This is a genomic window from uncultured Clostridium sp., from assembly GCF_947072515.1.
GTDB lineage: Bacteria > Bacillota > Clostridia > Clostridiales > Clostridiaceae > Clostridium.
Window position 1 is genome coordinate 38,860 of sequence record NZ_CAMTIG010000024.1, and the last position, 14,822, is coordinate 53,681.

13 protein-coding genes are annotated in these 14,822 nt (G+C 29.2%); all 13 read left to right on the plus strand.

The features are described 5' to 3' along the window. Window positions 1-11 precede the first annotated feature (11 nt). The 13 genes from Q0W06_RS10450 (at window position 12) to Q0W06_RS10510 (ending at window position 14,676) form a co-directional block, all read left to right on the plus strand. Window positions 12-1,073 carry a mannose-1-phosphate guanylyltransferase gene (locus tag Q0W06_RS10450; RefSeq protein WP_297634860.1) on the plus strand — a complete coding sequence of 354 codons (1,062 nt, stop codon included), beginning with the start codon at window positions 12-14 and terminating at the stop codon, window positions 1,071-1,073. Between the two features lies 1 nt (window position 1,074). Next, window positions 1,075-2,208 carry a glycosyltransferase gene (locus Q0W06_RS10455; protein WP_297634863.1) on the plus strand — a complete coding sequence of 378 codons (1,134 nt, stop codon included), beginning with the start codon at window positions 1,075-1,077 and terminating at the stop codon, window positions 2,206-2,208. 3 nt (window positions 2,209-2,211) lie between these two features. Further along, the gene (locus Q0W06_RS10460) at window positions 2,212-3,525 is read left to right on the plus strand and encodes a hypothetical protein (RefSeq protein WP_297634866.1); all 1,314 of its coding nucleotides are present in this window, start codon (window positions 2,212-2,214) and stop codon (window positions 3,523-3,525) included. Next, window positions 3,518-4,411: a glycosyltransferase family 2 protein gene (locus Q0W06_RS10465; protein WP_297634869.1), complete on the plus strand. Its 894-nt coding sequence runs from the start codon at window positions 3,518-3,520 to the stop codon at window positions 4,409-4,411. The genes Q0W06_RS10460 and Q0W06_RS10465 overlap by 8 nt, the downstream gene beginning before the upstream one ends. Next, a complete protein-coding gene (locus Q0W06_RS10470) occupies window positions 4,401-5,462 on the plus strand; it encodes a glycosyltransferase (RefSeq protein ID WP_297634872.1) in 1,062 nt (353 codons plus the stop codon). Before Q0W06_RS10465 ends, Q0W06_RS10470 begins: the two co-directional genes overlap by 11 nt. 12 nt (window positions 5,463-5,474) lie before the next feature. Continuing rightward, a complete protein-coding gene (gene rfbA, locus Q0W06_RS10475) occupies window positions 5,475-6,377 on the plus strand; it encodes a glucose-1-phosphate thymidylyltransferase RfbA (RefSeq protein WP_297634875.1) in 903 nt (300 codons plus the stop codon). A gap of 10 nt (window positions 6,378-6,387) precedes the next feature. Further along, on the plus strand, window positions 6,388-6,963 hold the full coding sequence (gene rfbC / locus Q0W06_RS10480; protein ID WP_297634878.1) for a dTDP-4-dehydrorhamnose 3,5-epimerase: 576 nt from the start codon (window positions 6,388-6,390) through the stop codon (window positions 6,961-6,963). A 1-nt stretch (window position 6,964) separates the two neighbouring features. Further along, on the plus strand, window positions 6,965-7,882 hold the full coding sequence (gene rfbD / locus Q0W06_RS10485; protein WP_297634882.1) for a dTDP-4-dehydrorhamnose reductase: 918 nt from the start codon (window positions 6,965-6,967) through the stop codon (window positions 7,880-7,882). 30 nt (window positions 7,883-7,912) lie between these two features. Beyond that, window positions 7,913-8,962, plus strand: coding sequence for a dTDP-glucose 4,6-dehydratase (rfbB, locus tag Q0W06_RS10490; protein ID WP_297634884.1), 1,050 nt, complete (start codon window positions 7,913-7,915; stop codon window positions 8,960-8,962). Window positions 8,963-8,971: 9 nt separating this feature from the next. Next, window positions 8,972-10,066, plus strand: coding sequence for a glycosyltransferase family 1 protein (locus tag Q0W06_RS10495; RefSeq protein WP_297634887.1), 1,095 nt, complete (start codon window positions 8,972-8,974; stop codon window positions 10,064-10,066). Window positions 10,067-10,089: 23 nt separating this feature from the next. Beyond that, entirely contained in the window at window positions 10,090-11,469 is a 1,380-nt protein-coding gene (locus tag Q0W06_RS10500) for a capsular biosynthesis protein (protein ID WP_297634890.1), read from the plus strand. 109 nt (window positions 11,470-11,578) lie between these two features. After that, the gene (locus Q0W06_RS10505) at window positions 11,579-13,135 is read left to right on the plus strand and encodes an N-acetylmuramoyl-L-alanine amidase (RefSeq protein WP_297634893.1); all 1,557 of its coding nucleotides are present in this window, start codon (window positions 11,579-11,581) and stop codon (window positions 13,133-13,135) included. Window positions 13,136-13,302: 167 nt separating this feature from the next. After that, window positions 13,303-14,676 (plus strand): SH3 domain-containing protein, encoded by a 1,374-nt coding sequence (locus Q0W06_RS10510; protein WP_297634896.1) that lies wholly within the window; start codon window positions 13,303-13,305, stop codon window positions 14,674-14,676. Window positions 14,677-14,822: the final 146 nt, after the last annotated feature.

Below are 14,822 nucleotides of genomic sequence, written 5' to 3' on the forward strand. Positions count from 1 at the left end.
GAGAATTAAAGATGTTATGTGGGTTAATTATGGCAGGGGGAAAAGGAACGAGGTTTTGGCCTCTATCAACAGAGGAGAAGCCAAAGCAATTTTTAAATTTAGTTGGTAATAAAACAATGATACAAATGACTGTAGATAGGATTTTACCACTAATACCAATAGAGAGAATTTTTATATGCACAGGTGAAAAGTATGTTGATTTAGTAAAAGAGCAACTACCAAATTTGCCTGAGAGAAATATAGTGGTTGAACCAGAAGGAAGAAATACTGCACCATGTATAGCATTATCAGCTTTAGTTATACAAAGATATTTTAAAGATTCAAAAATGGTGGTACTACCATCAGATCATTTAATAGAAGATGAAGAATATTTTAGAGGAATAATAAATAGTGGAGCAGACTTTTTAAATAATTATACTGATAATTTAATTACCTTAGGAATGACACCTAATAGAGCAGAAACAGGATATGGTTATATAAAGTATTCAAGTGAAGAAAAAGAGTTTAATGGGGAAAAAGTCATACAGGTAGAAAGCTTTGTTGAAAAACCTAATATTGATAAAGCTAGAGAATACTTAAAAGATGGTAGATATTTATGGAATGGTGGTATGTTTATGTGGAAAACAAACTACATAATACAAGAAATAAAAAAATACATACCAAATACTTATGAAGCTATTAAGGGAATTGAAGAAGTAAAAGAAGAGGATTTACAAGATTTAATCAGTAAACGATATGGATATACAGATAGTATTTCTATTGACTATGCAATCTTAGAAAAATCTAAAAATATAAAAGTTATTCCAAGTAACATAGGTTGGGATGATATAGGAACATGGAAATCAGTTGAGAGATATAGAGAGAAAGATGAATGGGATAACATATTAGGACATAAAGCTAAAGCTATAGAAAGTAAGAGCAATATGACTATAAATAATAAAAAAGAAATAATAATGATTGGTATGGAAAATACATTAACTGTAGAAACAGATGAATCAATATTTATAGTAAATAAGGATTATATGGAAAACCTAAAAGAATATAAAGAATGTGTAGGGATGGGAGATAAATAATATGAGATTAGCATTAATACATGATTGGCTACCTTTTATGGGAGGAGCTGAAAGAGTTCTAACTAATTTTGTAGAACTATATCCTAATTCACCAATATATACAACAATATGCAATAAAGAAAAAATAGATGGACCTATTAGAGATACAGAGATAATAACATCAAAATTACAGAAAAACAAACCTATAGAAAATCATAGAAAGTTATTTCCTTTTATGTTAACAGCCATAGAGGAATTTGATTTAAATGAGTTTGATGTAGTGTTAAGTAGTAGTTCTAGTATTGCAAAAGCAGTAATTACGAAACCAGAAACAATGCATGTTTGCTACTGTCACTCACCAATGAGATATGGATGGGAATTCTCACATGAATATGCAGGGAAAATGGCAGGGAAAGGCAGTCTTAAAAGTAAATTACTAAGTTACTTTTTAACAGGGGTAAGAGTATGGGATTATTCTAGTGCTGCGAGAGTAGATTACTTCATTGCAAATTCAGAAAATGTAGCGAAAAGAATATGGAAACACTATAAAAGAGAATCTGTAGTAATCCATCCGCCAGTAAGGTGTAAATTCTTCCAGATATCAAAGGAAAATGAAGATTATTTTTTAGTTGTATCTAGGTTACAAGAATATAAGAAAATAGATTTAGTAGTAGAGACATTTAATAAATTAAATTTACCATTAGTAATAATTGGAGATGGACCAGAAAAAGAAAAATTAATGAAAATGGCAAATAAGAATATAAAGTTCTTAGGAAGAGCAAGTGATGAAGTTATAAAAGAACACTATGCAAAATGCAAGGCATTTATATTCCCAGGAGAAGAGGACTTTGGAATAACACCTTTAGAAGCTCAAGCATCAGGAAGACCAGTTATAGCTTATGGAAAAGGTGGGGCTTTAGAAACAGTAGTAGATGGAGTAACAGGGCTTTTCTTTAAAGAGCAGAAGGTAAAAGATTTAGAAGATGCTATTCAGAAGTTTGAAAAAACTAAATTTTGTAAAGAGACAATAAGAAAAAATGCAGAAAAATTTGATGAAGAAATATTTAAGGCAAAAATTGAAGGTTTTATAAAAGAAAAGAAACATGAATTTGCTAATCAAAAAAAATGGAAGGTTATAGATTATGTACAGGTGTAAATAATGATAGGGAATATTGGGGTAGTTGGAGTATTGTGCTCTGCTGTAGGGATATACATAGGGATAAAAGAAGATTATGAAAAACTAGTATTATTTTTATTTGCAACATCTATATTAACTACAACAGCAGTAATAACTCTTGGTGAAAAAAGTATAACAGTTCCAAATGTAATGGCGTTAATATATTTTGCAAGAATAATCCATGATGTACTTAAAGGAAAGTTAGAAAAGTTTGCTTTAAATAAATGGTTAATAATGTTTGGAATATATAGCTCTATATCAATAATATTCCCACTAATATTTTCAAGTGGAGTCCAGATTGTAGGAAAAGAAGGACTATCAAAATTTAGTATGGGAAGCATTATACAAGTTGTGTACTTAGTAATGTCTATATGCGTATTTTATGGAAGCTATATATTAATTAAAAATAAGAAGATTGACTTTAAAATGTTAGATAAAGGAATGAAAATTACTACATTATTATTATTTGTATTAGCCATATTTCAATTAGTTTTTACTAATATATTTAATATGTTACTTGTAAATCGTAGTGGACATGCTTTTATTCAAACATTAGAGAGTGGAAAGTTTAGATTAACTGCAACATTTAATGAACCATCAATGTTAGCAACATTTTTAGCCATTGCTATAGCATATTTTTCAATTAAATCTTTTAGAAACTTTAAAAATCTTATTTATGTAGGAGGATTAATTCTAATTGGATTACTTTCTAGAGGATCAACATTTATATTAGCAATAATGTTTGATAGTTTAATTGTTCTTGCATATATGATAAAAGAAAAAAGATTTAAAGAAATAAAAATAATGGTGGGAGTTTGTTTTGGACTAGCAGTTATTTTAGAAGTGGTATTCAAAGGAATAATTTCAAATGAGATTAGTCAATTAATTTATAAAATAAGTGGTAATGGTGTTTCAGGAAGTCAAAGAGCTAGCCAGTTTGAAGCATGTTTAAATATCTTTTTAAGATATCCATTAACAGGAATAGGGTATGGAATAAATAGAGGATCAGATTGGATAACTACACTTATGGCAAATGGAGGAATCATATCACTTTTCCTAATAGGAAGATTCTTCTATGACGTACTATATATAAAGGATGTAGATAACATAAATACTATTGCATATAAAGCAAGTGTAGTAGTATGTTTAGCTATTCTTTTAATATCAGTACCAGAGCCATATTATAACTTCTTTTGGATAGTTATAGCAGTGGCTTTAACTGGTGAAAGTAGAGAAACATACAAGATGAACTTCAAAGGAAAAATAAATGAATTTAATGAGGTGAAAAATGCTTAAAGAACCATTAGTATATATAATCTTAGTTAATTATAATGGCTTTGAAGATACTAAGGAATGTATAGCTAGCTTAAAGAAAATAGATTATAAAAATTATAAAATAATTTTAGTTGATAATGCTTCAGTAGAAAAAGCAAATTTAAACTTTGATGGAGTTATAACTATAAAATCAAAAGTAAACTTAGGTTTTGCTGGCGGAAATAATTTAGGAGTAAAGAAAGCTTTAAAAGATAAAGCTGATTATATCTTACTTTTAAATAACGATACTACAGTAGAAAAAGATTTCTTAAGTGAATTAGTTAAAACGGCTATGAAAGACAATAAAATTGGAGTAGTTGGTGGGAAGATAAATTACTTCGATGAAAAAGATAAGATTTGGTATGCTGGTGGAAAAGTAAATAGCTTTACAGCAAGAACTAGACATATAGGTGTAAATGAAATAGATAAAGGTGAGTACGATAAAGAATCAGAAACAGAATATGTAACAGGATGTATGATGTTAGTTCCTGCAAAAGTAATAGAAGATGTTGGAATGATGGAAGAAGATTATTTTTTATATTATGAAGAAACTGATTGGAACATGAAAATAAAAAATGGTGGATACAAAATAGTATATAATCCTAAGGCAAAAATATATCATAAAATTTCTAGTAGTACTCAAAAAATAAGTGATATCGTCAGTTATTATTACGATAGAAATTCCTATTACTTTATAATGAGAAACTTTGGAACAAAAAATAAAATGTTTATGTTTTGCTACATGAGAACAAGGCTTTTAATGAAGTTTGCACGAGAAATATTGAGAAATAATAGTGTAAGAAAAAAGATAGTAATAAACAGTTATAAAAGCATAAGAAAAGAGGCTATGGGGAAATATGAAGCGTAAAGTTTTAATGATAACAGGAAGTTTCCCAAAGGATAAATGTGGAGTTGGGGATTACAGTAGTTTATTAACGGAAGAGCTAGAAAAGAAAATAGATGTAAAAGTACTAACTAGCACAAAAAATATAATGAAAAAAGATATAAATAATTCTATTGATAGCTGGAAACTTAGTAACATATTTAAAATTCTAAAAGAAGTTCATGGAATGAAAAGAGAAATAGTTCATATTCAATATCCAACAATAGGATATGGCAAATCTGTAGGAATAAATATATTGCCATTATTTTTAAGGATAAAAGGATATAAAGTTATTACAACAATCCATGAATATAGTGATAACTCAAAATTAGGGAAAATAAGAACAGGATTAAGTGCATTATTTTCAAATGAAACAATAGTTGTTGATGAAAGATATAAAGATGATATGCTAAAAAGCTTTTGGCTAAAAAATAAGAAAATAAATTATGTGAATATAGCATCTAATATACCTAAGAGTAAAAAGAAAAAAGAAATCCATTCAGAAAATAAAGTTATGGGCTATTTTGGATTTATAAATGAATCAAAAGGTATAGAAACAATATTAGAAGCTATGAAAAAGCTAAAAGATAGAAATGAATTGAAAACCAAATTTTTAATAATAGCAGAGCTAAATGAGAAGAATGAATATCATAAAAAACTATTAGAACAGATTAAAGAATTTGGATTAAAAGAGTGGATAACTATAACAGGGTATTTAGAGGCAAATAGAGTAGGGGAATACATAAAGGATACAGATTATTTTGCACTACCTTTTGTAAATGGATACTCTCCTAAAAATGGAAGCATGTTAGCTGCATTACAAGAAAATAAAATGGTAATAACAACAAAGGCAAAATATGATTATAAAGACTTTGAAGGATTAATACTTTTAGAAAAATATAATGATGTAGACAAGCTAACAGAAATAATAAAAGATATGCAAGAAGAAAAATATAAAAATCACAAGATAAACATAGAAAAATTTACATGGGGATATGTAAGGGATGAACATATAAAAATATATGAGTATATATAAAAGGGGAAAAGAATGAAGGGAATTATTTTAGCAGGTGGAAGTGGGACAAGACTTTATCCAGTAACAAAGGCAATGTCAAAGCAAATGGTACCAATATATGATAAGCCAATGATATATTATCCAATGTCAGTTTTAATGCTTGCAGGGATTAAAGATATATTAATAATATCTACACCAAGAGATATAGTAAATTTCAAGGAACTTTTTAGAGATGGAAGTGAGTTTGGATTAAATATAGAATATGCAATTCAAGAAGAACCAAATGGACTAGCAGAAGCGTTTATTATAGGTGAAGAGTTTATTGGAGATGATAATGTTGCAATGATACTTGGAGATAACATCTTCTATGGACAAAACTTTTCAAGTCATCTTTTAGAAGCAGCAGAAATGAAAGGTGGAGCAACAGTATTTGGATATTATGTACAAGATCCAAAAGCTTTTGGAGTAGTTGAGTTTGATAAGACTGGGAAGGTTATTTCTTTAGAGGAAAAACCAGAAAATCCAAAGTCAAAGTATGCAGTTCCAGGTCTTTATTTTTATGACAACACAGTTGTTGAAAAGGCAAAGAATCTTAAACCTTCTGATAGAGGAGAGCTTGAAATTACAGATTTAAATAGAGTTTATATGGAAGAAGGAAACTTAAAGGTAAATCTTTTAGGAAGAGGAATGGCTTGGCTTGATACAGGAACTCATGAATCAATGTTAAAAGCTTCAAATTTTGTAGAAGCAGTTCAAACAACTCAAGGAACATATATTGCATGTCTTGAGGAAATTGCCTATAGAAAAGGTTGGATAAATAGTTCAGAAGTAATAAATTTAGCAAAACCTTTAATGAAAACAGGGTATGGAAAATATCTTATGGATATTGTAGAAGAAAAGGAAAAAGGAAGAGCTGAAGTAGCAGCTACATTATAGGGGGGATATGGTGAGTAACTTTAATTTTATAGAAACAAAAATAAAAGATTTATATATTATAGAGCCAAAATGTTTTGGAGATGATAGAGGATATTTTATGGAAAGCTATAGTAAAAAAGCATTTAATGAAGCTGGACTTACTATGGAATTTGTACAAGATAATGAATCACGCTCTAAAAAAGGTGTTTTAAGAGGAATGCATTTTCAAACTAAGTATACTCAAGGAAAATTAGTTAGGGTAACTGATGGAGCTGTTTATGATGTAGCAGTTGATTTAAGAAAAGGTTCACCAACTTATGGTGAATGGGAAGGAATTCTTTTAACAGCAGAAAATAAAAAGCAGTTTTATGTTCCAGAAGGGTTTGCACATGGATTTTTAGTAGTTTCAGATTATGCAACTTTTAATTATAAATGTACAGATTTTTATGCACCAGAATATGATGGGGGAGTTCTTTGGAATGACCCAGAAATCGGTATAGAATGGCCATTAGAAGGAATAAAAGAAGTATCACTTTCAGAAAAGGATAAAAATCAAAAGACATTAAAAGAATTAGATTTACCATTTGTATATAAGGAGGAAAATTAATATGAAAATTCTTATAACAGGTGGAAAAGGACAACTTGGAAATGAACTTATTAGCATTATAAAAACAGGACAAGGTGAAATTGGAACATTAGAAAGGGCTAAAACATATGAAGCCCTTTCATATGATGTAGATAAACTTGATATAACAAATTTAGAAAAGGTTAAAGAAGTTCTAAAAATTGAAAAGCCAGATGTAGTTATAAACTGTGCTGCAGCAACAAATGTTGATGGTTGTGAGACTAACGAAGATTTAGCATTTAAGGTAAATACTTTAGGAGCTAGAAATTTAGCCATGGTTTCAGAAGAAATTGGAGCAAAACTTGTTCAAGTTTCAACAGATTATGTTTTTAGTGGAGAAACTAGAGAAAAGCCATTTAAAGAATATGATTTAGCAGCACCATATAGTGTTTATGGAAAAACAAAGCTTATGGGAGAAGAGTATGTAAAACAGTATTCAACTAAGAGCTTCATAGTAAGAACAGCATGGCTTTATGGATATATAGGACATAACTTTGTTTACACTATGAGAAAACTTGGAGAAGATAGAGATTTCTTAACAGTGGTAAATGACCAAAAGGGAAATCCAACATCTGCAAATGATTTAGCGTATCATATATTAAAACTTATAGAAACAGAAGAGTATGGAATATATCATTGTACAGGAAAAGGTGAGTGCACATGGTATGATTTTGCTAAAAAAATAATGGAACTTTCAAATATAAACTGTGATGTAAGACCATGTACATCAGAGGAATTTAAAACTCCAGCAAAGAGACCAGAATATTCATCACTTGATAATATGATGCTTAGAAATACTATTGGTGATGAAATGAGAAACTGGGAAGATGCAATAGAAAGTTTTATTAAAAAACTAGATGTAGAAAAAGAAGCAGATATAAAGGTAGTGCAAAAGGTTTAAAACAAGAGGATATAAGAGGAGAGTAAAGATATGAAAACTTATTTAGTAACAGGTGGAGCAGGGTTTATAGGATCAAACTTTGTTTTATATATGCTTAATAAATATAACGATATAAAAATAATAAATTTAGATAAATTAACTTATGCAGGAAACTTAGAAAACTTAAAAGAGATAGAAAATGATGAGAGACATATCTTTGTTCAAGGAGATATTTGTGATGGAGAACTAGTTTCAAAACTTTTTGAAGAGTATGAAATAGATTATGTAGCTCACTTTGCAGCAGAATCACATGTTGACAGAAGTATAAGAGAACCAGAAGTATTTGCAAAAACAAATGTTTTAGGAACTGTTAATCTTTTAAACTGTGCAAAAAATGCATGGGAAGTGGATGGAATGTGGAAAAAAGGAGTTAAATTTCTTCATGTTTCAACAGATGAAGTATACGGTTCTTTAGATGAAACAGGATTCTTTATGGAAACTACACCACTTGATCCTCACAGCCCATATTCATCAAGTAAAGCTGGATCAGATTTAATGGTAAAAGCCTATGCTGATACTTATAAAATGCCAGTTAATATAACAAGATGTTCAAATAATTATGGACCATTCCAGTTTCCAGAAAAGCTTATACCACTATTAATAAACAACTGCTTAAGTCATAAAGACTTACCTGTTTATGGAGATGGAATGAATATAAGAGATTGGTTATTTGTAGAAGACCATGCAAAAGCAATTGATATGGTAATCAATAATGGTAGACTTGGAGAAGTTTATAACGTTGGTGGACATAATGAAAGAACAAATATTCAAATAGTTAAGACTGTTATTAATTACTTAAGTGAAAATGTGGATAAAGAAATAACTGAAAACTTAATTAAATATGTAGAAGATAGAAAAGGTCATGATAGAAGGTATGGAATAGATCCAACAAAGATAAAAGAAGAACTTGGATGGTATCCAGAAACTACTTTTGAAGTAGGAATAAAGAAAACAATAAAATGGTACCTAGATAATAAAGAATGGATGGAAAATATAACTTCAGGAGATTATCAAAAGTACTATTCTAAAATGTATAAATAGGGAGAAGATATGATAATATTTAATGCGTTGCAAACTTCACTAAGTGGAGGTATTGGAAGATATAGCTTTGAGTTATCAAAGGAATTATATAAGCAAAAAATAGATATGAAAATAGTTATTCGAAAAGAAGACTATAAAGATTTTTCCTTTGCAAAAGATGAAGATTTAATAATAGCAGAAGGAATAACGAATAGTATTCAAAGAAATCTATACGAGCAAATAAAATTGCCACGTATGATATATAGAAAGTATCCAGATGCAAAAATACATTATCCAGATTCAATGGCACCGATTTTTGCTAAAAATTATAGTATTATAACGGTACATGATATAGCATTTAGAAGTTTAAAGAAAGTATTTAAACTAAAAACTGTATTATGGAAAAACTTTATAACAAAGATTTCATTAAAAAAAGCAGACAAAGTTATAGCAATAACGGAGTTTACAAAAGATGAGATAAACAAATACTACAATTTAAAAGATAAATCAAAAATAGATGTTGTATATAATGGGTTTAATGATTTTAGTAAGGACAATATTGAAGAAAAAAATATAAGAGATGAAATTAAGAACATTAAAGGTGAATACATTTTTACTATAAATACAATATCACCTAGAAAAAATGTAGATGGAATAATAAAGGCATTTAATGAAATTAAAGATAAAACAAACTTTAAGTTAGTTATTGGTGGAGCTAATGGATGGCTTTATAATGAAGTGCATGAATTAGTGGATACTTTAAAAATAAGAGATAGAGTCATTTTTACTGGAAAAGTAAATGATGATGAATTAAAATTCTTATATAAAAATACAAGTTTATTTATCTATGCATCATTTTATGAAGGTTTTGGATTATCACCATTAGAAGCTATGAGTTATAAAAAGCCTTGTTTAGTATCTAATGTAACATCTATGCCAGAAGTTGTAGGAAAAAGTGCAATATTAATAGATCCATATAATATTAAAAATATGGCAGAAAAAATGATAGAAACTATAGATAATAGAACTATAAGAGAAGAAATGAGTAAACTTGGAAGTAAGAGAATAGAGTTTTTCTCATGGGAGAAATGTGCTAAAGATACTGTTAAGACATATACACGGTAAAGAAAGATTAAAAAGGAGTAACTATGAATATAAAAGGAAGTATAGCAAGAGTTTTTTCAGCAAATTTACTAACTATGGTGAGTGGGATATTAATTGGGTTTATAGTCCCAGCAGTTTTATCATTAGACTCATATGCATACGTAAAGACTTATATGCTATATGTTGGTTATATAGGTTTTTTACATTTTGGTTTTATTGATGGAATGTATATAAAATATGGTGGAAAATCAATTGATGAAATAGATAAATCAGTTTTAAAGGCAGAGCATAATATTTTTATCATTATGCAAACAATAATGACATTAATAATTGTTACTATAGCAATAATAACAAAAGATTTTATTTTAATATTATTTGGAATAAGCATATTGCCAATAAATACAGGATCCTTTCATAAACTATTTTATCAATCAACAGGGCAATTTAAAAGTTTTGCTAAAACATCATATATTTACTCTATTATTTATTTAACTATAAATATGATTGGAGCATATGTATTAAAGTCTGATAATTACATATTCTATTGTTTAGCAAGCTTAATTGGACATATTGTGGTATTTTCTATTTTAGAAATAAAGATTTGTAAAGAATTTAGAGGCATAAAAGCAACTTATACTAAGGATTTGAAAAATAATATTAAAGTTGGAGCTGTAATATTAATTGCAAACTTAGGAGTTATGATATTTAGTGCAGCAGATTTATGGTTTGTAAAAATAGGATTGTCAAAAGAGAGTTTTGCATATTATTCTTTTGCAATATCAATGTTAAATATAATAAATGTAATGATAATGTCAGTATCAATTACTTTTTATAATTTTTTAGCTAAAGAAGAAAATGAAGAATTAGTATTGAAATTAAAAAATTACTTTATTTTATTTGGTGGTTTGTGTAGTTTTGCATATTTTGGATTTGCAATGATAGTAAATATATTTATAAAAAAATATACACCAGCTTTAGAAATAATAGCTATATCTTTTGCAGGATTTCCTTATATTATAGTTATAAAAGGGTTATTAGTAAACTTATATAATGCAAGGAAAGATGAAAAAAAATATTTAAAAGTTATGCTCAGTATGGTAGCAATATCAATAGTATACAATCTAATTGCAATAATTATATTTAAAACAATGGAGAGTATAGCTATGGCTACATTATTATCATTTATTACATGGTATATATATTCAAGTTATGATTTAGGATATACAAAAGTAAGAAAAAAAGAAATTTTATACTTGGCAATAGTATTAGTTGCATTTTTAATCACAACTAATACAATGCATTGGATTGTAGGGGCAGTAATGTATTTGATTATATATACGTTAGTAAGTTTTTGTATGTATAACAAAGAAATAAATGAAGCAATTGGATTTATTAGTAGTAAATTAAAAGCAATCAGAGTATAAGATAAAAAATTAGAAATAAGAACTATTGCAGAGAATACTAATTAGTATTTAAGAAACAAAAGGACAAGCTAAGAGAGAATTAAAAATATAAAGATTATAGGGTGAGAAGATGAAAAAAAGAATATTAAGAATTAGCATGACCGCAATAGTTATGATGTTGAGTTTTTCAAATGTAGCAATGGCAAGTGAAACTAAAGAGGAGTCTTTAAATAAGGCAGTAAAAATTGAAGAAAACTTAAAGGGTAAATCTACAGAAACTAAATTTGCAGATGATGATAAGTTAGAAATTTCACTAGAGGATTACTTAGAAGTAAAAGATAAAGTAAAAGGCTTTAGTGAAGAAAAAATGACTCCTAAAAAGAGCACAGTAACACCAAATGGAGTTACTATAAATGAAACAAACTTTAAATGGGCAGGAAGTTTAGATTTAACGAATACGCCTAAAAAAATGATAATGCATCATATAGATGCGTCAAGACCAGGTTCAACAATACCAGTAACAGATATTCATAATTGGCACTTAGCAAATGGATGGTCAGGAATAGGATATCATTTCTATGTAACAAAAACAGGACAAGTTTTTAGAGGAAGACCAGAAGAGGCTATAGGAGCTCATGCATCTGGATATAATGTTGATACTATAGGAATAGCAGTTGAAGGAAAGTATCAAACTGAAAATATGCCAGAGGCACAAAGAAAGGCTGTTATTAAATTAGGACAATATGTAAGGAGTAAGTATGGAATGAATGAGATTTTAAGACATAAAGATGTAAATTCAACTAGTTGTCCAGGAAAGAATTATCCTCTTGACCTTATAAAAAAAGAGATAAACTCTTATGAGCATGGAAATTTTAATAAACTTGTTTATAGAACACATGTACAAGATAAGGGATGGCAAGAGTTTAAAATGGATGGTCAAACTAGTGGAAGCGTTGGAGAAGGAAAAAGACTAGAAGGAATAAGAATAAAGTTAAATGGAGCTATTCCAAATGGAAATATAAAATATAGGACACATATAGAAGATATTGGATGGCAAGATTGGAAAAGAAATGGAGAACTTTCAGGAACAGAAGGACAAGCTAAAAGATTAGAAGCTATAGAAATACAGTTAGAAAATACAGGAAAATATGATGTTGCATATAGAACTCACGTAGAAGATATCGGGTGGCAAGACTGGAAAAGAAGTGGGGAAACAAGTGGAACAGAAGGCCAAGGAAAAAGATTAGAAGCCATAGAAATAAAAATAGTAGAAAAATTACCGGCTAAAGTAGAATATAAAACACATGTAGAAATTGATGGTTGGCAAAACTGGAAATCAAACGGTGAATTAAGTGGAACTGTATCACAGGCTAAAAGATTAGAAGGAATTCAGATAAAGACTCAAAATTTACCTGCAAATGCAAGTATAGTGTATAGAACACATATAGAAAATATCGGATGGCAAGATTGGAAAAGAAATGGAGAATTTTCAGGAACGGAAGGTCAAGCAAAAAGATTAGAAGGTATAGAAATAAAATTAGAAAACGCTCCAGGATATAGAGTAGAATATAGAACACATGTAGAAGATATTGGATGGCAAGGCTGGAAAAAGAATGGAGAAATGTCAGGAACAGAAGGTCAAGCAAAAAGATTAGAAGCAATAGAAATAAAAGTAGTAAAAAATTAGTATTTAAAAAGAAAGCTATGGGGTTTTATATAAATAAAAGTAGACTCTATAGCTTTTTTATAAAAAAATACTGTAATTTAATGTAAATAATACAAAAATAATACAAAAGTAGAAGAGTATATGTTAAAATAGAACATATATTATATTTTGTGGGGGATATAGGGAGTATGAGAAGGAAAAAAATTGATGTATTAATTAAAGGTGCAGTGGGAGTAAGTTTGGCAGCATCACTTATAGTGGGTGGAACTAATATCAAAGCAGAAGCAAATGAAGTTGCCAATACAACAGTTACAAACATAAGTATAACTACAGGAAGTGTTAGAAATACTTCAAGGAACATAGTTAGTGGAGCTACTGCTAGTGTAGATGAAATGAGAGAATGGGCGAGAAGTAAGGGAGCAACAGAAACTTTTATTTCTTTAGCGCAAAAATATGTAGATTTAGCCGGAAGTCATGGTGGAATAAATCCAGTAATGGCATATGTACAATCAGCTGTTGAAACAGGTTATGGAAAATTTGGTGGAGTTTTAAATGAAAGTTATAATAATCCTTGTGGATTAAAAACTAAAGACGGTGGAAGTAATAGTGATCCAAATGCTCATCAAAGATTTGATTCTTGGGAGGATGGAGTAAGTGCTCATTTAGATCACTTAGCTCTTTATGCAGGAGTTAGTGGATACCCAAGAGCAGATACAAAAGATCCAAGACATTTTCCAAGCATATTTGGAAAAGCAAAAACAGTAAGTGGATTATCAGGAACATGGGCGACTGATAAAGAGTATGGAAATAAAATATCAAGACTAATGAGTGAAATAGAAAAATCAGATGGGAATAATGAAGAAGTTAAGCCACCAGTAAAACCAGAAGAACCAACGCCACCACCAGTAGAAGGTGGAAAAACAGGAACGGTAACAGCATCAAGCTTAAATGTAAGAAGTGGTGCAGGAACTGGATATAAGGTAATTGGTTCATTAAAAAATGGAGCTAAAGTAACAGTAGTAGAAACTAAAAATGGATGGCATAAAATAAAATATGGAAGTGGATATGGATATATTAGTTCTGACTATGTAAAATTCACATCAGGAGAAACTACAAATCCAGGCCCAACTAACCCAGGACCAATAAATCCAGGAACAAGCTCAAAAACAGGAACAGTAACAGCATCAAGTTTAAATGTAAGAAGTGGGGCTGGAACAGGAAATAGAGTAATTGGTTCATTAAGAAATGGAGCAAAAGTAACAATAGTAGAAACTAAAAATGGATGGCATAAAATAAAGTTTGGAAGTGGATATGGATATATCAGTTCTGACTATATAAAAGTAACTGGTGGTTCAACATCAGGAGGGGGAAGCAGTTCAAGTGCTACTAAAACAGTAACAGCATCAAGCTTAAATGTAAGAAGTGGAGCTGGAACAGGATATAGAGTTGTAGGTTCATTAAGAAATGGAGCAAAAGTTACTGTAGTAGAAACTAAAAATGGATGGCATAAAATAAAATATGGAAATGGATATGGATACGTGTCAGCAGAATACGTAAGGTAACACTGGAAAAAGGCTGGCTTAGAAAAGTTAGCCTTTTTCTTGATTTAAAAGAAAAATTGAGTGGGAACAAAAATGTCCAAAACATACCCTGGGCACAATGCTATCAACTTAAGAAAAAAACACTGAAAAATCTATAAATTTTCAGT

What these genes read in the sequence shown, in the direction of transcription:
- rfbB (WP_297634884.1), top strand. Translation starts at nt 7,913, where the DNA reads ATGAAAACTTATTTAGTAACAGGTGGAGCAGGGTTTATAGGATCAAAC.
- Q0W06_RS10510 (WP_297634896.1), top strand. Translation starts at nt 13,303, where the DNA reads ATGAGAAGGAAAAAAATTGATGTATTAATTAAAGGTGCAGTGGGAGTA.
- rfbA (WP_297634875.1), top strand. Translation starts at nt 5,475, where the DNA reads ATGAAGGGAATTATTTTAGCAGGTGGAAGTGGGACAAGACTTTATCCA.
- Q0W06_RS10505 (WP_297634893.1), top strand. Translation starts at nt 11,579, where the DNA reads ATGAAAAAAAGAATATTAAGAATTAGCATGACCGCAATAGTTATGATG.
- Q0W06_RS10450 (WP_297634860.1), top strand. Translation starts at nt 12, where the DNA reads ATGTTATGTGGGTTAATTATGGCAGGGGGAAAAGGAACGAGGTTTTGG.
- rfbD (WP_297634882.1), top strand. Translation starts at nt 6,965, where the DNA reads ATGAAAATTCTTATAACAGGTGGAAAAGGACAACTTGGAAATGAACTT.
- Q0W06_RS10470 (WP_297634872.1), top strand. Translation starts at nt 4,401, where the DNA reads ATGAAGCGTAAAGTTTTAATGATAACAGGAAGTTTCCCAAAGGATAAA.
- Q0W06_RS10455 (WP_297634863.1), top strand. Translation starts at nt 1,075, where the DNA reads ATGAGATTAGCATTAATACATGATTGGCTACCTTTTATGGGAGGAGCT.
- Q0W06_RS10500 (WP_297634890.1), top strand. Translation starts at nt 10,090, where the DNA reads ATGAATATAAAAGGAAGTATAGCAAGAGTTTTTTCAGCAAATTTACTA.
- Q0W06_RS10495 (WP_297634887.1), top strand. Translation starts at nt 8,972, where the DNA reads ATGATAATATTTAATGCGTTGCAAACTTCACTAAGTGGAGGTATTGGA.
- Q0W06_RS10460 (WP_297634866.1), top strand. Translation starts at nt 2,212, where the DNA reads ATGATAGGGAATATTGGGGTAGTTGGAGTATTGTGCTCTGCTGTAGGG.
- Q0W06_RS10465 (WP_297634869.1), top strand. Translation starts at nt 3,518, where the DNA reads ATGCTTAAAGAACCATTAGTATATATAATCTTAGTTAATTATAATGGC.